We start from the raw sequence: 24,676 nt of genomic DNA, 5'->3' as shown, positions 1-24,676 counted from the left end.
CCGGCAGTGTCCGCCACGCGCGAAGCCGCCACCGCTCAGGGTCAACCCTGAGCTTCCCGACAGCCGAATGAAAGCCGCCGTGTGCAGGATTCACGCCTACAACACCGGGCGCTTGCTCAGCCCCGATGACGACATCTACAACAGGAGACACGAGCATGCGTCGAGACCAATTCCTGAAGTCCGCGGCCGCCTTCGCCGCGCTGGGCGCCGCCGGCGGCCTGCCGCTGAGCGCGCAGGCCGCGGCGGCCCTGAAGATCCTGGTGCCCGCCAATCCGGGCGGCGGCTGGGACATCACCGGCCGCGCGCTGGGCAAGGCCCTGCAGGACGCCGGCGCCGCGGGCGCGGTGACCTTCGAGAACAAGGGCGGCGCCGCCGGCGCCATCGGCCTGGCGCAGTTCGTCAACGCCGCCAAGGGCGACCCGAACGCGATGATGGTGATGGGCGCCGTGATGCTCGGCGGCCTGATCACCAGCAAGCAGCCCGTCACGCTGACGCAGGCCACGCCGATCGCGCGCCTGACCAGCGAGTACAACGTCTTCGTCCTGCCGGCCAACTCGCCGTTCAAGACGATGAAGGACGTGGTCGAGGCGCTGAAGAAGGACCCGGGCTCGGTGAAGTGGGGCGGCGGCTCGCGCGGCGCCACGGAGCACATCGCCGCGGCGATGCTGGCCCGTGAGGTCGGCGTCGACGCGACCAAGATCAACTACGTCGCCTTCCGGGGCGGCGGCGAGGCCGTGGCCGCGATCCTGGGCGGCAACGTCAGCATCGGCGGCAGCGGCTACAGCGAGTTCCAGCCCTACATCGAGAGCGGCAAGATGCGCCCGATCGCGATCACCGCGCCGCAGCGCATCAAGGGCCTGGACATCCCGACGATGAAGGAGCTCGGCTACAACGTCGAGATCGGCAACTGGCGCGGCGTGTACGGCGCGCCCGGCATCACGCCGGCGCAGCGTCAGGTGCTGATCGATCTGGTCGTGAAGGCGACGAAGTCCAAGGCCTGGACGGAAGCGCTGGAGAAGAACGGCTGGACGCCCGCCGTGATGACGGGCAAGGACTTCGAAGCCTTCGTCGACAACGAGTTCGCGTCCCTGCGCGCGATCATGCACAAGTCCGGCATGGTCTGACCCCGGGAGGCCGCCATGTCCGAATCTTCCGCGCCGGCCGTGGCCGGCCATCCGTCCGCGACCGCCCAACGGGTCGCGCCTGCTCCTCCAGGCATTCCGCCTGAATTCGACGACACCACGCCGGCGCCGCTGTACCAGACGCTGGTCGGCGCCGCGGCGATGGTCGTCGGCGGCGTGATGGCCTTCGGGGCCGCCGCGATCCCGTCCGACGCCGGCTACTCCGGCATCGGCCCGAATGCGCTGCCCTGGTTCGTCGCCGCGGTGCTGCTGATCTGCGGCGCCTGGCTGATCTGGGAATCGCGCAGCGGCGGCTTCCGCTCGATGGAGCCGCCGTCGGGCGCGCCCAAGGCGGACTGGCTGTCGGGCGCCTGGGTGGCCGCCGCCGTCATCGCCAACGCGTCGCTGATCACGACGATCGGTTTCGTCCTCGCCTGCACGCTGTGCTTCGTGCTGGCCGTGCGCGGCCTGCGTCGCGCCGAGGGCAAGTCCCACGGCGGCGTGCGCCAGATCGTCATCGACGCCGTCACCGGCCTGCTGATCGCGGCCCCGGTGTTCTGGCTGTTCAACAAGCTGCTCGCGCTCAACCTGCCCGCCATCACGGCCGGCGGCTGGCTGTAACCCTCACCGGAGTTCCGACATGCAAGACCTCTGGACCCACCTGATGGGCGGCTTCGCCACGGCCGCCTCCGGCGCCAACCTGATGTGGGCCTTCATCGGCTGCGCGCTCGGGACGGCGATCGGCGTGCTGCCCGGCCTCGGCCCGGCCGTGACCGTCGCGATGCTGCTGCCGATCACCGCGCAGGTCGACCCGACCGCGTCGATGATCTTCTTCGCCGGCATCTACTACGGCGCGATGTACGGCGGTTCGACCACCTCCATCCTGCTCAACACCCCGGGCGAGACCGGCACCATGGTGACCGCGCTCGAAGGCTTCAAGATGGCCCGCCACGGCCGCGCCGGCGCGGCGCTGGCCACGGCGGCGATCGGCTCGTTCTTCGCCGGAACCTTCGCCACCGTGCTGGTCACGCTGTTCGCGCCGGTGCTGGCGGACTTCGCCGTCACGCTCGGCCCGCCGGAATACTTCTGCCTGATGCTGATCGCCTTCACCACCGTCTCCGCGGTGCTGGGCCAGAGCACGCTGCGCGGCATGACGGCGCTGTTCATCGGCCTGGCCATGGGGCTGGTCGGCATGGACCAGATCACCGGCCAGATCCGCTACACCGGCGGCGTGCCCGAGTTCATGGACGGCATCGAGACGGTGCTGGTCGCGGTGGGCCTGTTCGCGGTCGGCGAGACGCTCTACGTGGCGCTCTATGAGGGCCGCAGCAACCTGACGATGAACACCATGGGCCGCGTGCACATGACGCGGCAGGAGTGGAAACGCTCGATCCCCGCGTGGATGCGCGGCACCGCGCTCGGTTTCCCGTTCGGCGTGATCCCCGCCGGCGGCACCGAGATCCCGACCTTCCTGAGCTACGCGACCGAGCGCAAGCTGTCCAAGCACAAGGAGGAGTTCGGCACCGTCGGCGCCATCGAGGGCGTGGCCGGACCGGAAGCGGCCAACAACGCGGCCGTGACCGGCACGCTGGTGCCGCTGCTGACGCTGGGCATCCCGACCTCGGTCACCGCGGCCATCCTGCTGTCGGCGCTGCAGAACTACGGCATCCAGGCCGGACCGCAGCTGTTCGAGACCTCGTCGACGCTGGTGTGGGCGCTGATCGCGTCGCTGTACATCGGCAACGTGATGCTGCTGGTGCTCAACCTGCCGATGGTGGGACTGTGGGTGAAGCTGCTGCGCATCCCGCGCGCGCCGCTGTACGCCGGCATCCTGATCTTCGCCACGGTCGGCGTCTACGGCATGCGCCAGAGCGCGTTCGACCTCTACGTGATGCTGGCCATCGGCCTGCTGGGCGTGGTGATGCGGCGCTTCGACTTCCCGACCGCGCCGGTGGTCGTCGGCATGATCCTGGGCCCGCTCGCCGAGGCGCACCTGCGCAACGGCGTCGCCATCGGCGGCGGGAGCTGGAGCGTGTTCCTGCAGCGCCCGCTGTCGGCCTCGCTGCTGGCGATCGTCGTGATCGTGCTGCTGCTGCCGCGGGTCATGAAGTGGATGGCCGCGCGCAAGGCGCGCCAGCAGGCGGCGGTCGCACTCGGCTGACGGCGACATTGACGGCAGCGGTGGCGGTCGCCTCCTGCGGCGACGCCATCCCCCAACGACAAGGGCCCCGGATGACGGGGCCCTTGGTCATGGTGCGGCGACGGCGCTCAGCGCGTTGCGCTGGCCGTCAGCGTGTCGCGCCCGCTATCGATGCCGCTTCGCGCTGACGGGCGAGGGCCGCGGCCTGCGCCTCGTCGGGCACGGCGGTCGTGGGCCAGCCCTGCAGGTGCTGCTCGGCGATCGCCGCCAGCGCGCGGATGTGGGCGGGGCGGTCGTTGAGGCAGGGGATGTAGCTGAAGCGCTGGCCGCCGCTGTGCAGGAAGGCCTCGCGCGCTTCCATGTCGATCTCTTCCAGCGTCTCGATGCAGTCCGACGAGAAGCCCGGGCAGATCAGGTCGACCGACTTCAGCCCGCGTCCGGCGAGCTCGCGCAACGTGGGCTCGGTGTAGGGCTCCAGCCAGCGCGCCTTGCCGAAGCGGCTCTGGAAGGTCACCTTGTACTGCGCGTCGGAGAGCCCCAGCGCCTCGGCCAGCAGCCGGCCGGTCTTCAGGCATTCGCAGTGGTACGGGTCGCCCAGCGCCAGCGTGCGCGCGGGCATGCCGTGGAAGCTCATCACCAGCAGCTCGCCGCGGCCTTCGGCCTTCCAGTAGGCACGCACGCTGTCGGCCAGCGCGGCGATGTAGCGCTTGTCGTCGTGGTAGCGGTTGACGAAGCGGAACTCCGGCACATGCCGGTGTTCCAGCGACCAGCGCGCCACGTCGTCGACGACGCTGGCGGTCGTCGCGCCCGAATACTGCGGATAGGCCGGCAGCACCAGCACGCGGGTGGCGCCCTCGGCGCGCAGCGCGTCGAGCTGCGACGCGATCGACGGGTTGCCGTAGCGCATCGCGTGCAGCACCTTGACGCGGTGGCCCTGTTCGCCGAGCTGGCCCTGCAGCAGCTTGGCCTGCTTCGTCGTCCAGACCATCAGCGGCGAGCCGTCCTTCATCCAGATGCTGGCGTACTTCTTCGCCGACTTCGCCGGACGCGTCCGCAGGATCACGCCGTGCAGGATCGGCCACCAGGCGGCCTTCGGGATCTCGATGACGCGCGGGTCGGACAGGAACTGCGCCAGGTAGCGGCGCGTGGCCTCGGGCGTGGGCGCGTCGGGCGTGCCCAGGTTGACCAGCAGCACGCCGATGGTCGGCGCGCGGCCGTGCACATGATCGGGTTCAGGACGGAAGCTCATCCGGCGGGGGCGACGAGTCGCGAAGAAGGAGGGAGGGGCCCTGGCCGCGATGCGGCGGCTCAGATCCCACGTCGCATCAGGGCCGACGAGGCGGCTTCGGCCAGGTGCAGCACCTCGAAGCGCACGGTCGGGGCCTGCGACTCCGATGCCGCGCCGCCCAGTCCGATGGCGCCGGCGCCGTGCAGCGTGCAGGAGCCGCGGCGCAGGCTCAGCGTCTGGCCGCCGGCGCCGAAGCGCACGAAGGTGCCGTTGTAGCTGAGATCGGTCAGGCTGAAGCTGCTGCCCTGCCAGTCGATGCGCGCGTGCGATCGGCTGACGCGGACGTCGGTGATGCAATAGGTGGCCTGCGTGCTGCGGCCCAGCACGATGGGCATCTGTTCGATCTCGAAGACGCGGTCCAGGTCCTGCCAGACCAGCCGGATGCCTTCCGGTCCGGCGCTGCGGACGATCTCGCCGAACTGCGTGGCGCCCGGATCGCCGGTGCCCTGGTCCAGCACGTAGATGTGGACCGGTTCGGCGCGTCCGCGCACGCTGATGTGGTCGAGGCTGCGGAAGCGCGCCTTCTGCGCGCCGGTCAGGCCGTTCACGACCTCGGCCGTCACGACGGTCTCGCCGTCGCCCGCGTGGTCGAGCAGCCGGGCCGCGACGTTGACCGCGTCGCCGAAGCAGTCGCCGTGGATCTCGACGACCTCGCCGCGCGCCAGCGCGATCTGCAGGTGGGTGTGGCGCAGCCGTTCGCTGCGGGCCGACGACTTGAGCAGCAGCTCCTGCATCCGCATCGCGGCCTTGATGCCGTCGCGCGGGTTGTCGAAGGCGGCCATCAGGCCGTCGCCCAGCGTCTTGATGATGTGACCGCGGTTCTCTTCGACCGCCTGGCCGGTCAGTGCGACCGTCTGCGTCACCAGCCCCGAGGCTTCCGCGTTCCCCAGCGTTTCGAACAGCGCCGTGCTGCCGCGCAAGTCGGCAAACAGGACGGTGCGCTCGCGGATCTGGGTCATCGGCCTGACAGGGGACAAGATGTGATGGAAGTCTCAGTGTAGCCGCGGCACCCCGGGCGTCACGTGGAGATAAGCCCTCGCCTTGGGGGCCTGTCGGCCCCTGTGCGACACCTCCCCCCAACAGGCGGGCGAATGCCGTAACAAGCCTTTCGGGCGTCGAGGTCCGAAGGCGGCGGCACCAAGAAAAACCGGCCCGCGTCCGAGGACGGGGCCGGTCTTCCGGCAAACCCGGTGCCCATCGCTGGGCCCCGGGTCACGGGCTGGATCAGAGGTTGTCCAGGTAGGTGCGCAGCTTGTCGCTGCGCGACGGATGCTTCAGCTTGCGGATCGCCTTGGCTTCGATCTGGCGGATGCGCTCGCGGGTGACGTCGAACTGCTTGCCGACTTCCTCCAGCGTGTGGTCCGTGCTCATCTCGATGCCGAAGCGCATGCGCAGCACCTTGGCTTCGCGCGGGGTCAGGCTGTCCAGGATGTCCTTCACCACCTCGCGCAGGCCGGCCTGCATCGCGGCCTCGATCGGCGCGGTGTTGTTGGTGTCCTCGATGAAGTCGCCCAGGTGGCTGTCGTCGTCGTCCCCGATCGGCGTTTCCATGGAGATCGGCTCCTTGGCGATCTTCATGATCTTGCGGATCTTGTCCTCCGGCATCTCCATCTTCTCGGCCAGCGTCGGCGCGTCCGGCTCGAAGCCGAACTCCTGCAGATGCTGACGCGAGATCCGGTTCATCTTGTTGATCGTCTCGATCATGTGAACCGGGATGCGGATGGTGCGGGCCTGGTCCGCGATCGAGCGGGTGATGGCCTGGCGGATCCACCACGTCGCGTAGGTCGAGAACTTGTAGCCGCGGCGGTACTCGAACTTGTCGACCGCCTTCATCAGGCCGATGTTGCCTTCCTGGATCAGGTCCAGGAACTGCAGGCCGCGGTTGGTGTACTTCTTGGCGATGGAGATGACCAGGCGCAGGTTGGCCTCGATCATTTCCTTCTTCGCGTCGCGCGAGGCCTTCTCGCCCTCGTTCATCCGCTTGTTGATGCCCTTGAGGTCGTCCAGCGGCACCACGGCCTTGCCCTGGATGTCGATCAGCTTCTGCTGCAGCTCCTGCACCGCGGGCAGGTTGCGCGACATGATGTTCGCGTACGGCTTGCCCGAGGCCACTTCCTTCTCCGCCCACTGCAGGTTCAGCACGTTGGGCGGGAAGGTCTTGATGAAGTGCTCCTGCGGCATGCCGCACTTGTCCACGACGATCTTGCGGATCTCGCGTTCGAAGCGGCGCACGTCGTCCACCTGCGAGCGCAGGATGTCGCACAGCTTCTCGATCGTCTTGACCGTGAAGCGGATCGTCATCAGCTCCTGGCTGATCGCGGACTGGGCCTTGTTGTAGTTGGCCGACTTGTAGCCGTCCTTCTCGAAGGCCTTGCGCATCTTGTCGAAGTTGATCGCGAGCGAGTCCAGCTTCACCAGCGCGGCGTTCTTCAGCTCCTCGAGCTTCTTGGTCAGCGCCTTGGAGCCGCCGGCGCCGTCGTCGTCGTCCTCTTCGTCGAACTCGTCGAAGTCTTCTTCCGCGACATAGTCGTCCGCCTCGTCATCGGAGACGAAGCCGTCCACCGACTCGGAGATCTGCATCTCGCCGGCGCGGATCTTGGCGGCGATCGCCAGGATCTCGGCGATGGTCGTCGGGGAGGCCGAGATGGCCAGCATCATGGCCTGCAGGCCGCCTTCGATGCGCTTGGCGATCTCGATCTCGCCCTCGCGGGTCAGCAGCTCGACGGTGCCCATCTCGCGCATGTACATGCGCACCGGGTCGGTCGTGCGGCCGAACTCGGAATCGACGGTCGACAGCGCGGCCTCGGCCGCCTCTTCCGCTTCCTCTTCGGTGGCGGTCGGCGAGGTCGAGCCCTGGATCAGCAGCGTGGCGGCGTCGGGCGCCTGCTCGTACACGGCGATGCCCATGTCGTTGAGCATCGACACGATCGCCTCGAGGATTTCCTCGTTGATCAGCTTCTCGGGCAAGTGGTCGTTGATTTCCTGATGCGTCAGGAAACCGCGCGTCTTGCCCATCTTGATGAGGGTCTTCAGCTCGTGGCGACGCTTGGCGACTTCCTCTTCGGTCAGCGCCGTCTCGTCCAGGCCGAACTCGCGCATCAGCGCGCGCTCCTTGGCGCGGCTGACCTTCATGCGCAGCGGCTTGGCCTTGGGCTTGTCCTCGCCGACTTCCTCGACTTCGGCCACCTCGGCGGTCTCGACCTCCGCATCGGCCTCGCCGTCGCCCTCGCCATCGGCGTCGACGTCGGTGAAGTCCTCTTCTTCCTCTTCCACCTTGGCCTTGGCGGCCGGCTTCTTCGACTCGGTCTCGGCCTTGGGCTTGCGGCCGCGCTTGGGCTTCGCGTCGTCAGCGGACGCGGCAGCGGTGGCGGCTTTGGCGGTCTTCGCGGCGGCCTTGGCGGCCGGCTTCTTGACTTCTTCGGTTTCTGCGGCGGCGGCCTTGGACGCGGTCTTTTTGGCGGTCATGCAGTTCCTCGGTGGCTCGGGGGCCAGTAGGTGAATGCGGGGAAATCGCAGTGGGTGCAGGCAATGCAAACAGCCACCTGTCCCGCCGGCGCCCGCAAACTCCCGACACTTGCGGGCTATGCGGCGCGAGCGAGCCAGGCGGCTCGAACTCAGGCCCTGGATGGCAGATCGGGGTGAGCCGTCCACCATTCAAGGCTTTGCGCGTGAAGGTTAGCGTGAACCTTTGTTGTTGCAGCCCAGGCGGTGTCAGTTGGCCACTTTGTGTATGAACCCAGGGTCAGTGGGGGGCCGGGGACCGGTTGGCGCTGCGGTCACTCTTGACGCGCGAAAACCATAGATTATCTGCGAATTTTCCCGTCCGGTCAAAAAGCGCAGCCCGACGGTCCGTTCAGGCGGCTTCCAGGTCGCGGATCTGCCGCAGCAACGCCTGGAAGCGGGTCATGTCCGGTTGCGGGCTGCGCGCGATGACATCGGCCTCCGCGCGCAGCTTGCCGACCCACAGCTTGCGCATCACCTCGCGGAACTCGGCCTCGACGTGGTCGTCGGACGGCGGTGCGGTCAGCGGACCGCCGCTGACGCGCTGGGCGAGGTCCATGAGGTCGGCCTCCTGCAAGGCGACCTGGAGCACCGCCCAGGGCGCGGGGCCGTTGTCGACCAGCGAGCGCTCCAGCCACGCGATCAGCTGGCCGTGTTCGCCGGGAAGTTCGTGGAGCAGCTGCAGGTCCTGTTCGCCGATCTGCTGCCAGAGCTCGCTGTGCAGCACCAGCATCCGGACCGCCAGGTTCATCGGCGCCGGCGGCAGCTCCAGCGGCATGCCGATGGTCGGATCCTGGTCGCGCTTGCGCCAGTCGCCCTTGCCGCTCCAGCTGCCTTTGCCCCCCTTGCCTTTGAACTCGCCCTTGGGCACCCACTTGCGTTCCGCCTGACCCTGGGTCTGCGGGGCGGGAGCGGCAGCGTAGGCGTCCGGGGGAAGGTGGAGGTCGTCCGCGCCGGCATGGGCCTCGTCGCCATAGGCCGAGGCAGGGATGTCGAAGTACGGCTCGTCGTGCGGGCCGTCGGAAGACGGGGAGACCGGTCTTGGCGCCGCCTTGGGCGGGGCGGCGGGCCGGTCCGCGCGCGGACGTGAGCCCGGTGCCGCCGGCGGTTGCGCGTTCGCCCACAGCCCCTGCAGTTCGGCGTCCGGCAGTTGCGCGCGGCGGGCGAGTTCGCCCAGCAGTTGCCGCTTCAGCAGCCCGTCCGGCAGCGCCGCCCACAGCGGCTTGGCGACGCTCAGCATCTTCGCGCGGCCTTCCGGCGTGCCGAGGTCGCAGCCGTCGGCGGCGGTTTCCATCAGCTGGCGCGACAGCGGCACCGCGCCTTCGACGCAGCGCTCGAAGGCCTCGGCGCCCAGTTCGCGCACATATGAGTCCGGGTCGTGCTCGGTCGGCAGGAACAGGAACTTGATCGTGCGCGTCTCGTTGGCGTGGGGCAGGGCGGCCTCGAGCGCGCGTCCGGCCGCGCGGCGTCCGGCGGCGTCGCCGTCGAAGCTGAACACGACCGATTCGGTGAAGCGGAACAGCTTCTGCACGTGCTCCGCCGTGCAGGCGGTGCCCAGCGTCGCGACCGCGTTGCCGAAGCCGTGCTGCGCCAGCGCGACCACGTCCATGTAGCCCTCGACGACCAGGGCATAGCCGCGGCGGCGCATCTGGGGGCGGGCCTCGTACAGGCCGTAGAGCTCGCGGCCCTTGTGGAAGACCGGCGTCTCCGGCGAGTTCAGGTACTTCGGCTCGCCCTTGTCCAGCACGCGGCCGCCGAAGCCGATGACCTCGCCCAGCACATTGCGGATGGGGAACATCACGCGGTCGCGGAAGCGGTCGTAGCGGCGCTGTTCGGCCTCGCTCTTGCCGGGGTCGTCCTGCAGGATGACCATGCCGGTCTCGACCAGCAGCGGATCGTCGTAGGACGGGAAGGCGTTGGCCAGCGAGCGCCAGCCGTCCGGCGCGTAGCCCAGTCCGAACTGCAGCGCAATCTGGCCGGTCAGGCCGCGGCCCTTGAGGTACTCGATCGCGCGCGGGTGGCCCTTGAGCTGCTGGCGGTAGTGCTGGCCGGCCTTGGCGAGGACCTCGGTCAAGGTGGCCTGGCGCTGCTTCTGGGCCTTCTCGCGCTCGCGGTCCTGCGGGCTGCGGTCGTCCTCGGGCACCTGCATGCCGGCCTGCTGGGCGAGGTCCTTGACGGCGTCGATGAAACCGATGCCCAGGTGTTCCATCAGGAAGCCGACGGCGTTGCCGTGCTGGCCGCAGCCGAAGCAGTGGTAAGTCTGGCGCGAGGGGCTGACCGTGAAGCTCGGCGACTTCTCGCCGTGGAACGGACACAGCCCCTTGTGGTTGATGCCGGCCTTCTTGAGGTCGACATGGCGGCCCACGATGTCGACGATGTCGACGCGGGCCAGGAGGTCCTGAATAAAGCCGGGTGGGATCACCCCGGGATTTTAAGTGATGGCCTGCGCGGACGCGTCCTGGGCCGGCGCGAGCGTCCGGGACGGCGAGGGCGGCGGCGAGCGCCGCAGCGCCCAGTCGAGCATCACCTGCGGCGGCAGCGGCTCGCACAGCCCGCTGCCCTGGCCGACGTGGCAGCCCAGGGCGATCAGCGCCTGCGCGTGCGCCGGGGATTCCACGCCTTCGGCCACCAGTTCGCACCCGAACTGCCCGGCCAGCGCGATCACGCCCTGCACCAGCGCATGGTCCTGCGGATCGACGAGCATGGTCTGCACGAACGAGCGGTCGATCTTGAGCTGGTCCAGCGGCAGCTGCTTGAGCACCGACAGCGTCGCGTAGCCGGTGCCGAAGTCGTCCATCGCCAGGCGCAGGCCGAGCCGCTTGCAATCGGTCAGCAGGCGGCGCGCGAGCGCGACGTCGTCGAGCGCGCTGGACTCCAGCAGTTCCAGCACGAGCCGATCCCGCGGCACGTCGGGATGACGCGCCAGCAGCGCCTCGAGCCGCGGCACGAAGGCCGGCGCCGCCAGGTGGCGCGGGCTGATGTTGACACTGAGCTCGAGGTCCAGTCCTTGGGCGCGCCAGAGGCGGGCCTGCTCCAGCGCCTGTTCCAGCACCCAGTGGCCGAGCTGCGCGGCCATGCCGCTGTGCTCGACGGTGGGGAGGAAGGTCGCGGGCGCGAGCAGCCCGCGCTGCGGATGGCGCCAGCGCAGCAGCGCCTCGGCACCCAGCAGGGCGCCGCTGACGAGGTCCAGCTTCGGCTGGTAGTAGAGGCAGAGTTCGCCGGCTTCCAGCGCCTGCTGCACGCGCAGCGCGGCCTGGGCCTGGGCCTCGCGGCTGCGGCGCTTCTCGACGTCGAAGAACTGGACGCCGTCGCGGCCGCTGCGCTTGACGCGGTACAGCGCGTGCGCGGCGTGGCGCATCAGCGTCTCGGCCTCGCCGCCGTCCTGCGGATAGAGCGTCGCGCCGACGCTGGCGCTCAGGCGCAGCGCGCCACCGACGGGCTCTTGCGCCTCGTGGTCGTCGGGGCCGGCGCCGCCCGCGGTGCCCACGCTGCCTGCCACGCCGTCGAGGCCGGTCCCGCGGCCGCCGCCGCCGCCTTGACCGTCTTCCGGATCGATGGGCCGGCGCAGCACCTGCACGAGCCGGTCGAGCGCCTGCTGGGCCTCTTCGGCGCTCTGCACCCGGAGCAGCAGCCCGAACTCGTCGCCGCCGAGGCGGGCGACCTCATCCGACCACTGCGGCGCCTGCCGCAGCGCCTGCGTCAGGCGCCTGGCGAGCTCCGTCATGGCCTGGTCCGCGCGGGCGACGCCATGGCGCCGGTTGAACGCGGCGAACCCATCCAGGTCCACGCGCGCGACGCACAGCATGAATCCTGGCCCGACCTGGCGGCTGGTCTGCAGCGCCCCCTGCAGCCGACGCAGGAACTCCTGCTCGTTGGGCAGTCCGGTGAGCAGGTCGAAGCGGCCGAGCCGCTCCAGCGCCTGCTGCCGCTGCAGTTCCTGGGTCAGGTCGCTGAGCGCCAGCACGCGGTAGCGCGGCGGGCCCTCGGGCTCGGGGATCGAGGACACGGTCAGCCGCAGCGTGCGCGCCTGGCCGCCGGCGGCGCGGACCTTGACCAGGCCCTGCCAGTGGCCGGCCGGATCGGCCAGTGCTTCGGCGATCGCCTCCGGATCGTGGCCGGCGCGACGCAGTTGCGCGTCCTCCATCGGCAGCGCGGGGTGGCCGAGCATCCGGTGGCGCAGCGCCTCGGCGGTGTCCGTCGGCGGGGCGTCGTTCTCGATCACCAGGCCCGCAGGCGGCTCCAGCAGCGTCGCCATCAGCGTCCAGTAGGCGGGGTTGGCGTCGAGCAGGCGGTGGTCGAGGTCGGTGATCGCCAGGCCTTCGTGCAGGTGCTGGAACAGCCCGCTGCTCATGCGCTGGCGTTCCTCGGCGGTGCGGCGCCACTGGATGTCCTGCAGGCTCGCCAGCACCTGGCGCGCGCGGCCGCGCGGATCGCGGCGCGCCACGCGCAGACGCAACTCGTGCCACACCCAGCCGCCGTCGTCGTCGGGCAGGCGCAGTGCGTGATGCAGCGTGTCGGGCTCCGGTGCCTGCTGGCCGTCCTCTCCCTCGATCCCGTTCGCATCACGCGCCGCCGTCGTGGCGCCCAGCAACGCGGGCAGGCGCTCCTCGAGCTTCATCCGGTCGACGGCGTGCACCTGGGCCAGCCAGGCGAGCGGATCGGCGGGGTCGAGCGGCCCCAGCCGCGATTGCCAGCCGGGCGACATCGCGACCGACTCGCCGGGGATCCACTGCGCCAGGGACAGGCCGGTGTCGTCGATCTTGGTGCGCCACTCGCGGCGCTCGTCGAGCGCGCGTTGCCGCAGCGTGCGGGCGTGCAGGACCGCGCCCAGTCCGAGCAGCGGGAGCAGCCACCAGGCCACCGTGCGCCAGGTTGGCCACAGCGCGCCGGCGACCAGCAGCAAGGCGGTGGCGCCGACCAGCAATGCGGCCGGCGCGGCCGCTGGCAGGCGGCGCGACGCAGCGGGCGGAGCCCAACCGGCAGGAGCGGACAACTCGGACTTCAAGATGGGGCGGCGTAGAAGGAAAAGAGCGGATCCGCGCGCGGCGCGGAGGGGACCGGGCGGCATGCTAGCCGTGCGCCGGAAGCGCCCGGTCAGCGCTATCCCTGCCGGAGGCGGCGCTCCCCCGGAATGAGGGTACCCGCAGGAGGTAGTGCCGCAGGTGGCACCGAAAGAGGGCGGCGGAACGCGGCGGGAGGGCGGCGGCGAGAAGGTGGCGAGAAAGGTGGCGGAAAAGAAAGGGCGGTGCCGAAAAAGCAGAAAGCCACCCGAAGGTGGCTTTCACGGTGCCAGGAGGCGTGGCAGGCGCCGGGCCTTCCGGCCGCTGGCGTCAGATGACGAAATCTTCCAGCTTGGCGCCGCCGGAAATGGCGGCCTTCAGCCATTTCGGTTGCAGGCCGCGGCCGCTCCAGGTTTCACCGGTGGCCTGGTTGCGATACTTCGCGGCCACCTTGGAGGACTTCGGCGTGCCGGTCTTGGCGGCGCGGGCGGTCAGGTCGGCGACCGTCAGGCCGTATTCCTGCATCAGCGACTTCACTTTGCCGATCGCGTCGGACCGTTCACGGTCCTGGGTTTCGGCGATTTGCGCTTCGAGGGCGGCCCGCTGGGCCAGGAGGTCTTTGAGCGATGCCATTTATGCAATTCCTCGCGTAGTTCAACGGCTCCCTCGAAAGGGAATGCCGCATTATAGGCAGGGAATCGAGTATCACCGCAAGGGGTAAATCCCCGGACCGGCGCCGAAACCGCATTTCCTCGCGGTTTTACCGGTTCAACTGTCAGGAAACGTGTCTTCGCCGGCGCGAATTGACGAGGGCCGTCACCGCGCGCACCGCGATGGGGAAATCACTCCGTCGGCGGGACATATCCGGCGGGTTGTTCCGCGCCGCCGCCGAAGAAGAACTGTTCCATCTGCCGCGCGAGGTATTGGCGGGCACGCTGGTCGGCCAGATTCAGGCGGTTTTCGTTGACCAGCATGGTCTGGTGCTTCATCCACGCGGCCCAGGCTTCCTTGGACACGTTCTCATAGATGCGCTTGCCGAGTTCCCCGGGATAGATGGGAAAGTCCATCCCCTCGGCTTCCTTTTTCAGATAAACGCATTGGACGGTGCGGGCCATAACAAACCTCGATGTTCAGAAAGAGACGGACGCTAGTCCGGCGTGGGGAGTGCAGCGGCCGGCCAACGCTGGCGGCCGCCATGGGATCGATCCCGACGGGGATCAGGCGAGTTTCTTGACGAGGACCTGCGAGCGCCGGTCCCAGTTGTATTTGCGCTTGCGTTCCTCGGGCAGCCAGGTCGGATCGACCGGCTGGAAGCCGCGCTTGATGAACCAGTGCATGGTGCGCGTGGTCAGCACGAAGACGCTGGTCAGGCCCATGGCCTTGGCGCGCTGCTCGATGCGCTTGAGGATGCGCTCGCCGTCGCCCTGGCCCTGCACGGCGCTGGACACGGTGAGGGCCGCCATCTCGGCGGTGCGCGCTTCCTGGTAGGGGTGCAGCGCGGCGCAGCCGAATATCACGCCGTCGTGCTCGATGACGGTATAGGTCTCGATGTCGCGTTCGATTTCGCTGCGTTCGCGTTTGACCAGCGTGCCGTCGCGCTCGAACGGTTCGATCAGCGCGATCAGGCTGCCGATATCGTCGTGGGTCGCCTCGCGCAGGCTTTCCAGTTTTTCATCGACCACCATCGTGCCGATGCCGTCGTGGGTATAGACCTCCTGCAGGATCGCGCCGTCGACGACGAAAGGCAGGATGTGCGAGCGTTCGACCCCCGATTCGCAGGCCTTCACGCAGTACTTCAGATAAAAACCGACGTCGGTCGGCTGCGTCGGCGGCGGGAGTTTGGCGATCAGCCGTTTCGCATCCGCCAGCGCCAGTTCCGTGTCGATCGCGCTTTCCGGATCTTCGGGGTTTTCGCGCACGCCCTCGACCTCGGTCATGAACAGCAGCTTGTCGGCCTGCAGCGCGATCGCGGTTTCCGTCGCGACGTCTTCCATCATCAGATTGAAGGCGTCGCCGGTGGGCGAGAAACCGAACGGCGACATCAGCACGATCGCGCCGATATCGATGGCGCGCTGGATCGCGGCGGCGTCGACGCGGCGCACGATGCCGGAATGCTTGAAATCGACGCCGTCGACGATGCCGACCGGCCGCGCGGTCAGGAAATTCCCCGACACGACGCGCACCGTGGAATTGGCCATCGGCGTGTTCGGCAGGCCTTGGGAAAACGCCGCCTCGATTTCGAAGCGCAATTGGCCGGCGGCTTCCTGGGCGCTGTCCAGCGCGATGCCGTCGGTGATGCGCATGCCGTGGCTGTATTGCGGCTGGTGGCCCTTGAGCGCGAGCTGCTCGTTGACCTGCGGGCGGAAACCGTGGACCAGCACGATCTTGATGCCCATGGCCTGCATGATGGCCAGATCCTGGACGAAGCCGTTGAGCTTGCCGGCGGCGATCATTTCCCCGGTCATGCCGACGACGAAGGTTTCTCCGCGGTACGCGTGGATATAAGGGGCCACCGCGCGAAACCACGGCACGAAGGTATGGGGGAAGACCAGGCTCATGGGCGCGGATTGTGCAACAGCCTGTCCCCGCAACGCGGCGGCAAGGTCACTTGCGGGACGCTGTGCGGCAGCGGAGCATGGCGCCTCCGCAACACCCCCGGAGCGAGACATGGAAGTCTTCAAGACGCATGGGGCCTTCAGCTGGTCGGAATTGATGACGACCGACCCGAAGAAGGCCACCGAGTTCTACGGCAAGCTGTTCGGCTGGAAGATCGAGGTGATGCCGATGCCGGGCGGTCCGCCGGACGCGCCGCCGTACCACCTGATCAAGGCCCGCGGCGCGGACGACGCCATCGGCGGCCTGATGGCCTGCCCCCAGCAGGGGATGCCGCCCGCCTGGGGGATCTACGTCACGGTGGACAACGTCGACGAGACGGTGGCCCAGGCCAAGGCGATGGGCGGCAAGGTCCTGATGGAGATCATGGAAGTGCCCACCGTCGGGCGGATGGCGACGCTGCAGGACCCCCAGGGGGCGGTGATCAACGTCATCACCTACGCCGAGATGCCGGACGAGAAGCAGTGACCGGCGGGTGACATCGACCTGACGTCCGGCCCCTCATCGCGGGGCGCGAGATAATCCGCGCCCCGTGAGTCAAGACACCAACGCCCCCGCCGCGCCGCCGCCGCGCCCTTCCGGTCCTCCCCGCCCGCCGCGTCCCCCGCGTCAGGCCGGGCCTCGCCGTCCCCCGCGCCCGCGACCCCCATCCCGCCGATCGAGTTCCCCGAGTCGCTGCCGGTCTCCGGCCGGCGCGAGGAGATCATGCGGGCGATGGCCGAGCACCAGGTGGTGATCGTCTGCGGCGAGACCGGTTCCGGCAAGACGACGCAGCTGCCCAAGATCGCGCTGGCCATGGGCCGGGGCCGCGGCAACGGCGGCGGCCTGATCGGCCACACGCAGCCGCGCCGGATCGCGGCGTCCAGCGTCGCCAAGCGCATCGCCGAGGAGCTCAAGTCGCCCCTGGGCGACGTCGTCGGCTACAAGGTCCGCTTCCAGGACCGGCTGCAGCCGGGCGCTTCGGTCAAGCTGATGACGGACGGCATCCTGCTGGCCGAGACCCAGACCGATCCGCTGCTCAGCGCCTACGACACGCTGATCATCGACGAGGCGCACGAGCGCAGCCTCAACATCGATTTCCTGCTCGGCTACCTGCGCGAGATCCTGCCGCGCCGCCCGGACCTGAAGGTCGTGGTGACCTCGGCGACGATCGATGCCGATCGCTTCGCGCAGCACTTCGCGTCGGCGAAGGGGCCGGCCCCGGTGCTGATGGTGTCTGGCCGCCTGTTCCCCGTCGAACAGCTCTACCGACCCTTCGAGGAATCGCGCGAGTACGACGTCAACGACGCGATCTGCGACGCCGTCGACGAACTCTGGCGCCAGGGCCGCGGCGACGTGCTGGTCTTCCTTCCCGGCGAACGCGAGATCCGCGAGGCCGCCGAGGCGCTGCGCAAGCACCATCCGCCCGGCGTCGAGGTGCTGCCGCTGTTCGCGCGGCTGTCCGAGCAGGAGCAGAACCGCGTCTTCCAGCCGCACGGCCAGCCGCGCATCGTGCTGGCGACCAACGTCGCCGAGACCTCGCTGACGGTGCCCGGCATCCGCTACGTGATCGACCCCGGCCTGGCGCGCGTCAAGCGCTACAGCTACCGCAACAAGGTCGAGCAGCTGCAGATCGAGAACATCAGCCAGGCCGCGGCCAACCAGCGCGCGGGCCGCTGCGGCCGCGTCAGCAACGGCACCTGCATCCGGCTCTACGACGAGAAGGACTACCTCTCGCGGCCGCGCTTCACCGATCCCGAGATCCTGCGCAGCTCGCTCGCGGGCGTGATCCTGCGGATGAAGTCGCTGCACCTGGGCCAGGTGGAAGAGTTCCCGTTCATCGAACCGCCGCCGCGCAAGGCGGTGGCCGACGGCTACCAGCTGCTCAACGAACTGGGCGCCGTCGACGAACGCAACGAGCTCACGCCGATGGGCCACGAGCTGTCCAAGCTGCCATTGGACCCGCGCGTCGGCCGGATGATCCTGGAGGCGCGCCAGCGCGACGCGCTGAGCGAGGTGTTGATCATCGCCAGCGCGCTGTCCGGCCAGGACGTGCGCGACCGCCCGATGGAGCAGCAACAGCAGGCCGATGAGAAGCACAAGAAGTTCGACGACGAGAAGTCGGAGTTCATGGGCTACCTGAAGCTGTGGAAGTGGCTCGGCGAGTCCCGCGGCGGGGAGGGCGAACACAAGCTCTCCAACCGCAAGCAGGAACAGCTGCTGCGCGACAACTTCGTCAACCCGCGCCGCGTGCGAGAGTGGCGCGACATCTACTCGCAGCTGCACACGGTGATCGCCGAGCACGGCTGGCGCCTGAACGGCGCGCCCGCCACCTACGAGCAGGTCCACCTGTCGATGCTGGCCGGCCTGCTGGGCAACATCGGCGTGAAGGCCGACGACGACGACTGGTACCTGGGCGCGCGCGGCATCAAGTTCTGGCGTCATCCGGGCGCGCACCTGAGCAAGAAGCCGGGCCGCTGGATCGTCGCGGCGGAGCTGGTCGACACCACGCGGCTGTTCGGCCGCGGCATCGCGGCGATCGAGCCGCAATGGCTGCCGGGCATCGCAGGCCACCTGATCAAGACCCAGCTGCTGGAGCCGCACTGGGAGAAGAAGGCCGCCGAGGTCGTCGCGCTGGAGCGCGCGACGCTCTACGGCATCGTGCTCTACAACAACAAGCGGGTGAACTTCGGCCGCGTCGATGCCGTCGCCGCGCGCGAGATCTTCATCCGCGAGGCGCTGGTCAACGGCGACTGGGAGACGCGGCTGCCGTTCCTGGCGCACAACCAGAAGCAGATCGCCAAGGTCGAGGAGCTCGAACACAAGTCGCGCCGGCAGGACGTGCTGGTCGACGACGAGCTGATCTACGCCTTCTACGACCAGCAGCTGCCGGCGGACGTGTACTCGGGCGCGACGCTGGAGAAGTGGTTCCGCGAGGCGAGCAAGGCCAACCCCAAGCTGCTGCAGCTCAGCCGTGACGAGCTGATGCGCCACGAGGCCGCCGGCGTCACGAGCAACGCGTTCCCGAAGACGATCCGCCTGGGCGGCGTCGATTGCACGGCGACCTACCTGCACCAGCCCGGCGACGCGCGCGACGGCGTCACGGTGACGGTGCCGATCTACGCGCTCAACCAGGTCAACGACGAGCGCGTCGACTGGCTCGTGCCGGGGATGCTCGAGGCCAAGGTGACGGCGCTGCTCAAGAGCCTGCACCAGAAGCCGCGCAACCGGCTGACGCCGCTGCCCGAGTTCGTCGCCGAGTTCGTCGAGCTGAACCCGTTCGCGCAGGGCGGCCTGGTCGACGTGCTGCTCAAGGCGGTGAAGGAGCGCTCGCAGGTCGCGGTGCAGCGCAACGACTTCAAGCTGGAGCAGTTGCCCGCGCACCTGTTCATGAACATCCGCGTCGTCGACGAGCATGGCCGCCAACTGGGCCAGGGGCGCAACCTGGCAACGCTGAAAGCGGAACTCGGTACGCAAGCGCGTTCCGCGTTCCAGGCATTGGCGACCTTGAAGCTGCAAGGCGCGGGCGACTCTCTCGCAGGGCAGGACTCGGCCGACTCCCTCTCCCGCTCGCGGGAGAGGGCAGGGGTGAGGGCTGCGGTCGCTGAAGGACGGCCGACGTCAACCGACAGCAATCCCTCACGCGGCATCAAGGCGACGATCGTGCCGCCGCCGAAGCCCGCGGTCGAAGCCACGAAGACCTACACCGCCTGGACCTTCGGCGAGCTCCCCGAGCTCATGGAGATCAAGCGCGGCCCGCAGACCCTGATCGGTTTCCCCGCGCTCATCGACAAGGGCCAGCACGTCGAGATCGAGGTCTTCGACGAGCCCGAGCTCGCCGCCGCGAAGCACCGTGCCGGGCTGCGCCGCCTCATCGCGCTGCAGCTGAAGGAGCCGCTGAAGTACCTCGAGAAGAACATCCCCGACCTGACGCAGATGTCGGTGTCCTACATGAGCCTGGGCACGGCCGAGGAACTGCGCGACCAGATCATCGCCGTCGCGCTGGAGCGCGCCTTCCTGGCCGATCCGCTGCCGGTGGACGAGTTCAGCTTCAAGGCCCGCCTCGAGGAGGGCCGCGCGCGGCTCAACCTGATCGCGCAGGAGGTGGCCCGCCTCGCGTTCAACGTGCTGATCGAATACCAGGGCGCGCTGCGCAAGCTCAAGGACGCCCGCACGGCGCCCAAGGAGGTGGTCGAGGACCTGCAGGCGCAGCTGCAGCGGCTGATGCCCAAGCGCTTCGTGTTGCAGACGCCATGGAGCCAGCTGCAGCACTACCCGCGCTACCTCAAGGCGATCACGCTGCGCCTGGACAAGCTGCGCGCCGACGCGGCGCGCGATGCCAAGCTGCTGTCGGAGCTGCGTCCGCTGGAGCAGCGCTGGTCGCGCCGGGTGGCCGACCTCAAGGGCACGACCGATGCGCGGGTGGAGGATTTCCGCTGGCAGCTGGAGGAATTGCGGGTGAGCCTTTTCGCACAGGAACTGAGGACACCGCAGCCGGTCAGCGTCAAGCGCCTGGAAAAGGTGTGGGCGCAGTTACAGAACTGAGCGGAGAATCCCCCTCAGTTCTTCAGGCGAGGACTCCGGGTTTTCGGTCCAATCCAAGCTACAAAAGGTCCGTGGCCCTGCACCGTCGGGTGCCGCACATCGCTCGTGTCTGACAACACCACAACATCCACCGCCGCCCCGATGAAGCGTTTCGGCCGCTTCGAGCTGCGCGCGCTGCTGCACAAGAGCCTGCGCTCGATGCTGTGGGTCGTCTTCGACCCGCAGAGCGGCCAGGAGATGTTCCTGATGATGCCGCGCGAGAAGCCCAACAGCGAGGCGGCGATGCTGCACTGGCTGAAGACGGTCGACGGCGCCTCCCGTATCCATCATCCGAACCTGGCCCATGTCATCGAGACGGGCCGTGTCGATCCCTGGCCCTACGTCGCCTACGACCGCGCGCTCGGCGAGACGCTGGAGGAACGCATCGCCCGCGGCGCGCCGCCCCTGCCGCTGGATGCCGCCGGCTGGGCCGCGCAGGCGCTCGAGGGCCTGGCCTTCGCGCACGAGGCCGGCCACGCGCATCGCGACATCCAGCTCGCCCACATCGTCGTCGACGGCGCCAACCACGTCCGCGTGCTCGGGCTGGAGGTCGCGCAGGAGGTCGTGCCGCCGAACGTCGACTTCAACACCACCACGCGCCGCGCCGTGCGCGAGGCGGCGGAGGAGGACGTCGTCTGCATCGGCCTTCTGCTGCATCGCCTGCTCAGCGGCAGGCCGGTGCTGGAGGAGAGCGACCTGCAGGTGGTGCTGCAGCGCATGCAGCCCCAGGGGCACGACCTGGTCCGCCTGGGCTGGGAGACGCCGTATGCGATCCCCGAGCCGCTGCGCGCCATCGTCAACCGCGCCAGCGACCGGCAGACCCGCCAGCGCTACCACCTGGCGCGCAGCTTCTGGCGCGCGCTGGACGGATGGCGCCTGTCGGCCGAGCAGGACGACGGCGGTCCGATCGCGCTGCTGAAGGACAAGATGCAGCGCTTCGGCCATCTGCCGAGCACGTCGACCCGGCTGGTGACGACGGTGTCGTCGTCGGCGATGGCGGGTCAGCATGGCAGCCAGCTGGCATCCATGGCGCTGAAGGACATGGCGCTGGCGCTGGAGCTGATCCGGCGCGTCAACAACGCGCTGCGCCAGCAGGGACCGACCAGCGGCGGCACGGTGCTCAACCTGCAGCGCGCGATCGCGATGCTGGGCCTGAACGGGCTCGAGGACGCGGCGCGGGCGCTCAAGCCCTGGCCCGGTCCGATGAACGAAGGCCAGGCGCAGTTCATGCAGAGCGTGATGCGCCGTGTGCACCGCGCCGGCCAGGTGGCGCAGGCGCTGCGCCCGGCCGGTTACGACGGCGAGGTCATCTACCTGATCTCGCTGATGCAGAACCTCGGGCGGTTGCTGGTGCAGTACCACTTCCCGGACGACGCGCAGCAGATCCGCCAGCTGCAGGTCGCGCCCGAGGCGACCGAGGACAACCCCAATCCGCGCGGCATGAACGAGCAGTCCGCCGCCTACGCGGTGCTGGGCTGCGACCTGGAGAGCCTGGGCCTGGCGGTGGCGAAGTACTGGGGCCTGGGCGACGAGCTGCAGCACATGATGCGCCGCCAGCCGCAGGAAGCGCCGGTGCGCCATGCCGACGGCGACACCGAGATGCTGCGGCTCACCTGCAGCCTGGCCAATGAGCTCGTGGATGCGCTGGCCCTGCCGGAGCGCAAGCGCCAGGCGGCGATCGAGCTCGCGACGCGGCGTTATGCGCGCGCGCTCGGGCTCGGCCTGCGCGAGATCTACGACGCGCTCGGTGCCAGCGGCGCGATCGCCGACGCCGGCGAGAGCGGCCTGGGCGCGATGAGCGACCCGGCCGTCGGCGCGGCCGCGACCGCGGCGCCGCGGTCCCGGCTGCGCGAGCGCGCCGAATCCGGCGTGCCGGCGCCTGCGGCGAACACGGCCACGAACACGGCTACGAACACGGCCATCAACAACACGAACAGCACCGCCCAGCCAGGGTCACCGACCGGCACACGCCCGTCCGGCGCACCCGAGCCCGGCAAGGACCGACCATGACCGCCATGCCGCCCGCCGTCGGGCGCTTCAAGCCGCTGCGCAGTCTTGGGCAGGGGGCCCAGGCATTGGTGTGGCTCGCCCACGATCCGCGGCTGGACCGCGAGGTCGCGCTGAAGGTGCTGACGCAGGCGGTCGACCGCGCGAGCGTCGACGCCTGGTTGCATGAAGCCCGGGCGGTCAGCCGGCTGACGCATCCCAACATCGTCCCGGTCTTCGAGGCCGACATCGAGGCCGGTCAGGCCTACATGGTCTTCGAGTACGTGCCCGGTGGCACGCTGACCGAGCGGCTGCGCCAGCGCGGCCGGCTGCCGGCGCGCGAGGCCGTCGCGATGATGCTGGGCATCCTCGACGGGCTGCATGCGGCGCACCAGGCGGGCGTCGTGCATCGCGATCTGAAGCCGTCCAACATCCTGATCGACTCGACGGGCCGGCCCAAGGTGATGGACTTCGGCATCGCGGGGCGCATCCAGTCGGGAGCGGCGGGGACCGCCGCCCGCCCGAACCGCATCGTCGGCACGCCCGGCTACATCTCGCCGGAGGCGGCCAAGGGCGATCCCGCGTCGCCGGTGATGGACGTCTTCGCGGCCGCCGTGATGCTCAGCGAGATGCTGTCCGGCCAGCGGCTCAACTACGACCCCGATCCCTGGCGCGCGGTGCGCCGCGCGATGGAGCAGACGCTGGATCCGCCGGCCGACCTCGGTCCCGACAGCGACGACGCGTTGCGCGCCGTGCTGCTGCGCGGCCTGTCGCGCGAGTCGTCGCAGCGCTGGGCCGATGCGAAAGCCTTCCACGACGCGCTGGCCGCGTGGCTGCATCCGGCCGCCAGCGAGACCACCGAAGGCGGCGAGGGCGGCAACGCGACGCTCGAGTTCCTGCTGCGCCGCATGCGGCATCGCAGCGACTTCCCGGCGATGGCCGACTCGGTGACGCGCATCCAGCGGATGACGCAGTCCGACAACGAAAGCCTGACCTCGCTCTCCAACGAGATCCTCAAGGACGTGGCGCTCACCAACAAGCTGCTGCGCCTGGTCAACACGGTGCAGTTCAGCCATGCGGGCGGCGGGCACATCAGCACGGTATCGCGCGCGGTGGCGCTGGTGGGCTTCGGCGGCATCCGCAACCTGGCGCTGTCGCTGGTGCTTCTGGAGCGCATGGAGAACAAGAACCACGCGCAGCGGCTGAAGGAGGAGTTCCTGCGCTCGCTGATGGCGGGCTCGCTGGCGCGCGAGCTGTGCCTGGTGCCGCGAGAGAACGAGGAGTCCTTCCTCGCCACGATGTTCCAGGGACTGGGCCGCCTGCTGGCCGAGTTCTACCTGCCCGAGGAGGCGCAGCAGGTGCGCCGCGTGGTGCGGCCCGAGCGCGGCATGGGCGAGCAGGCGGCGCCGCCGCTGAGCGAAGGCGCGGCTTCCGCGCAGGTGCTGGGGCTGAGCTACGAGAGTCTCGGCCTGGGCGTGGCGCGGCAGTGGGGGTTCCCGGACAGCCTGCAGCGCAGCATGCAGCGGCCCGACGGCGATGCGCCGGTGCGGCTGGTGGAGCACTCGACCGACCGCATGCGCTGGCTGGGCCGCGCGAGCAACGACGTCGCGGACGTCATCCTGAACAGTGATCCCGCCGAGGCGCATGCCAAGGTGCGCGCGATGGCGCAGCGCTACGCACGGGCGCTGGGCGTCGAGGCCAAGGCCTTCGAGGCGGCGGCCGACCAGGCGCGGCAGCGGCTCACGCAGCTCGCGCAGGCGATGGACATCAAGCTGGCGAAGAACTCGCCGGCGCAGCGCCTGCTGGCGCCGTTGACGCCGTCGGCGGAGGACACGCTCTCGCCGCACCAGCTGCAGGCGACGGTGGTCGAAGGCCACGCGCCGGCGGGCGCGATCTCCCCGACCAGGCGGCGGCGACGCTGGCCGCGGGCATCCAGGACATCACCAACGCGATGGTCGAGAGCTTCAAGCTCAACGAGATCCTGCGGATGATCCTGGAGACGATGTACCGCGGGCTGGGATTCCGGCGGGTGATCTTCTGCCTGCGCGACCCGAAGACCGAGACGCTCACCGGCCGCTTCGGCCTGGGCGACGGCGTGGAGGCGGTGGTGCCGCTGTTCCGCGTGCCGCTGCGGGTGATGCCCGGCCTGCCGGCGGACCTCTTCACGGCCATCTGCACCAAGGGCGTGGACACGCTGATCGCCGACGCCTCGCAGCCCAAGATCGCCGAGCGGCTGCCGCCGTGGTTCCTCAGCGGCGCCAAGGCGCACAGCTTCCTGATCCTGCCGATGGCGCTGCGTGGCGCGCCGTTCGCGATGATCTACGCGGACAAGGCGGAGCCGGGCAGCGTCGTGCTCGACGAGAAGCAGCTGTCGCTGCTGCGCACGCTGCGCAACCAGGCCGTGATGGCGTTCAAGCAGGCGAGCTGAGCGCCGGGGAGCGCCGGGAGCGCCCTCAACGAGGCC

16 protein-coding genes are annotated in these 24,676 nt (G+C 69.4%); 8 read left to right on the top strand and 8 right to left on the bottom strand.

Annotated elements, in window-relative coordinates:
* The first annotated feature begins 155 nt into the window (after positions 1–155).
* The 3 genes from ACQ859_RS23645 to ACQ859_RS23635 are packed head-to-tail and all read left to right on the top strand — an operon-like array spanning position 156 to position 3,282.
* Positions 156–1,124, top strand: coding sequence for a Bug family tripartite tricarboxylate transporter substrate binding protein (locus tag ACQ859_RS23645; protein WP_431263031.1), 969 nt, complete (start codon positions 156–158; stop codon positions 1,122–1,124).
* Between the two features lie 15 nt (positions 1,125–1,139).
* On the top strand, positions 1,140–1,742 hold the full coding sequence (locus ACQ859_RS23640) for a tripartite tricarboxylate transporter TctB family protein (RefSeq protein WP_431263030.1): 603 nt from the start codon (positions 1,140–1,142) through the stop codon (positions 1,740–1,742).
* A 19-nt stretch (positions 1,743–1,761) separates the two neighbouring features.
* Positions 1,762–3,282 (top strand): tripartite tricarboxylate transporter permease, encoded by a 1,521-nt coding sequence (locus ACQ859_RS23635; RefSeq protein ID WP_431256210.1) that lies wholly within the window; start codon positions 1,762–1,764, stop codon positions 3,280–3,282.
* Positions 3,283–3,409: 127 nt separating this feature from the next.
* On the opposite strand, the gene hemH is transcribed toward ACQ859_RS23635, so the two are convergent.
* From hemH to argA, 8 genes are all read right to left on the bottom strand, one after another.
* The gene (gene hemH / locus ACQ859_RS23630) at positions 3,410–4,510 is read right to left on the bottom strand and encodes a ferrochelatase (RefSeq protein ID WP_431263029.1); all 1,101 of its coding nucleotides are present in this window, start codon (positions 4,508–4,510) and stop codon (positions 3,410–3,412) included.
* 59 nt (positions 4,511–4,569) lie between these two features.
* Positions 4,570–5,508 (bottom strand): adenylate/guanylate cyclase domain-containing protein, encoded by a 939-nt coding sequence (locus tag ACQ859_RS23625; protein WP_431256212.1) that lies wholly within the window; start codon positions 5,506–5,508, stop codon positions 4,570–4,572.
* Positions 5,509–5,773: 265 nt separating this feature from the next.
* Positions 5,774–8,014, bottom strand: coding sequence for an RNA polymerase sigma factor RpoD (gene rpoD / locus ACQ859_RS23620; protein WP_431263028.1), 2,241 nt, complete (start codon positions 8,012–8,014; stop codon positions 5,774–5,776).
* 388 nt (positions 8,015–8,402) lie between these two features.
* Positions 8,403–10,472 (bottom strand): DNA primase, encoded by a 2,070-nt coding sequence (gene dnaG / locus ACQ859_RS23615; RefSeq protein WP_431263027.1) that lies wholly within the window; start codon positions 10,470–10,472, stop codon positions 8,403–8,405.
* 9 nt (positions 10,473–10,481) lie between these two features.
* Positions 10,482–13,055, bottom strand: coding sequence for a putative bifunctional diguanylate cyclase/phosphodiesterase (locus tag ACQ859_RS23610; RefSeq protein ID WP_431263026.1), 2,574 nt, complete (start codon positions 13,053–13,055; stop codon positions 10,482–10,484).
* A 325-nt stretch (positions 13,056–13,380) separates the two neighbouring features.
* Positions 13,381–13,683 (bottom strand): H-NS family nucleoid-associated regulatory protein, encoded by a 303-nt coding sequence (locus ACQ859_RS23605; protein WP_067275254.1) that lies wholly within the window; start codon positions 13,681–13,683, stop codon positions 13,381–13,383.
* A 209-nt stretch (positions 13,684–13,892) separates the two neighbouring features.
* Positions 13,893–14,165 carry an oxidative damage protection protein gene (locus ACQ859_RS23600; RefSeq protein WP_088403658.1) on the bottom strand — a complete coding sequence of 91 codons (273 nt, stop codon included), beginning with the start codon at positions 14,163–14,165 and terminating at the stop codon, positions 13,893–13,895.
* A gap of 102 nt (positions 14,166–14,267) precedes the next feature.
* Complete coding sequence (gene argA / locus ACQ859_RS23595) at positions 14,268–15,608, bottom strand: amino-acid N-acetyltransferase (protein ID WP_431266638.1); 1,341 nt, start codon at positions 15,606–15,608, stop codon at positions 14,268–14,270.
* 109 nt (positions 15,609–15,717) lie between these two features.
* On the opposite strand from argA, the gene ACQ859_RS23590 reads away from it, so the two are divergent.
* The 5 genes from ACQ859_RS23590 to ACQ859_RS23570 all read left to right on the top strand — a co-directional run bounded on the left by ACQ859_RS23590 (position 15,718) and on the right by ACQ859_RS23570 (position 24,640).
* A complete protein-coding gene (locus ACQ859_RS23590; protein ID WP_431263025.1) occupies positions 15,718–16,131 on the top strand; it encodes a VOC family protein in 414 nt (137 codons plus the stop codon).
* A 237-nt stretch (positions 16,132–16,368) separates the two neighbouring features.
* Positions 16,369–20,187, top strand: coding sequence for an ATP-dependent RNA helicase HrpA (gene hrpA / locus ACQ859_RS23585; protein ID WP_431263024.1), 3,819 nt, complete (start codon positions 16,369–16,371; stop codon positions 20,185–20,187).
* 141 nt (positions 20,188–20,328) lie between these two features.
* Entirely contained in the window at positions 20,329–22,236 is a 1,908-nt protein-coding gene (locus tag ACQ859_RS23580; RefSeq protein ID WP_431263023.1) for a serine/threonine protein kinase, read from the top strand.
* Positions 22,233–24,203 (top strand): protein kinase domain-containing protein, encoded by a 1,971-nt coding sequence (locus tag ACQ859_RS23575; RefSeq protein ID WP_431263022.1) that lies wholly within the window; start codon positions 22,233–22,235, stop codon positions 24,201–24,203. The genes ACQ859_RS23580 and ACQ859_RS23575 overlap by 4 nt, the downstream gene beginning before the upstream one ends.
* A complete protein-coding gene (locus ACQ859_RS23570) occupies positions 24,164–24,640 on the top strand; it encodes a GAF domain-containing protein (RefSeq protein WP_431263021.1) in 477 nt (158 codons plus the stop codon). The genes ACQ859_RS23575 and ACQ859_RS23570 overlap by 40 nt, the downstream gene beginning before the upstream one ends.
* Positions 24,641–24,676 lie beyond the last annotated feature (36 nt).

Source organism: Roseateles chitinivorans (genome assembly GCF_050632235.1).
Lineage (GTDB): Bacteria > Pseudomonadota > Gammaproteobacteria > Burkholderiales > Burkholderiaceae_C > Roseateles > Roseateles chitinivorans_A.
The sequence above is the reverse complement of the archived record's forward strand: the minus strand, read 5'-3'. Positions and strand labels throughout refer to the sequence as shown.

Excerpts from the sequence above, each read along its gene's own strand:
- hemH (WP_431263029.1), bottom strand. The coding sequence starts at position 4,510 with ATGAGCTTCCGTCCTGAACCCGATCATGTGCACGGCCGCGCGCCGACC.
- rpoD (WP_431263028.1), bottom strand. The coding sequence starts at position 8,014 with ATGACCGCCAAAAAGACCGCGTCCAAGGCCGCCGCCGCAGAAACCGAA.
- ACQ859_RS23635 (WP_431256210.1), top strand. The coding sequence starts at position 1,762 with ATGCAAGACCTCTGGACCCACCTGATGGGCGGCTTCGCCACGGCCGCC.
- ACQ859_RS23575 (WP_431263022.1), top strand. The coding sequence starts at position 22,233 with ATGACCGCCATGCCGCCCGCCGTCGGGCGCTTCAAGCCGCTGCGCAGT.
- ACQ859_RS23570 (WP_431263021.1), top strand. The coding sequence starts at position 24,164 with ATGGTCGAGAGCTTCAAGCTCAACGAGATCCTGCGGATGATCCTGGAG.
- ACQ859_RS23645 (WP_431263031.1), top strand. The coding sequence starts at position 156 with ATGCGTCGAGACCAATTCCTGAAGTCCGCGGCCGCCTTCGCCGCGCTG.
- ACQ859_RS23605 (WP_067275254.1), bottom strand. The coding sequence starts at position 13,683 with ATGGCATCGCTCAAAGACCTCCTGGCCCAGCGGGCCGCCCTCGAAGCG.
- argA (WP_431266638.1), bottom strand. The coding sequence starts at position 15,608 with ATGAGCCTGGTCTTCCCCCATACCTTCGTGCCGTGGTTTCGCGCGGTG.
- ACQ859_RS23625 (WP_431256212.1), bottom strand. The coding sequence starts at position 5,508 with ATGACCCAGATCCGCGAGCGCACCGTCCTGTTTGCCGACTTGCGCGGC.
- ACQ859_RS23640 (WP_431263030.1), top strand. The coding sequence starts at position 1,140 with ATGTCCGAATCTTCCGCGCCGGCCGTGGCCGGCCATCCGTCCGCGACC.
- ACQ859_RS23590 (WP_431263025.1), top strand. The coding sequence starts at position 15,718 with ATGGAAGTCTTCAAGACGCATGGGGCCTTCAGCTGGTCGGAATTGATG.
- ACQ859_RS23600 (WP_088403658.1), bottom strand. The coding sequence starts at position 14,165 with ATGGCCCGCACCGTCCAATGCGTTTATCTGAAAAAGGAAGCCGAGGGG.
- hrpA (WP_431263024.1), top strand. The coding sequence starts at position 16,369 with ATGCGGGCGATGGCCGAGCACCAGGTGGTGATCGTCTGCGGCGAGACC.
- ACQ859_RS23580 (WP_431263023.1), top strand. The coding sequence starts at position 20,329 with ATGAAGCGTTTCGGCCGCTTCGAGCTGCGCGCGCTGCTGCACAAGAGC.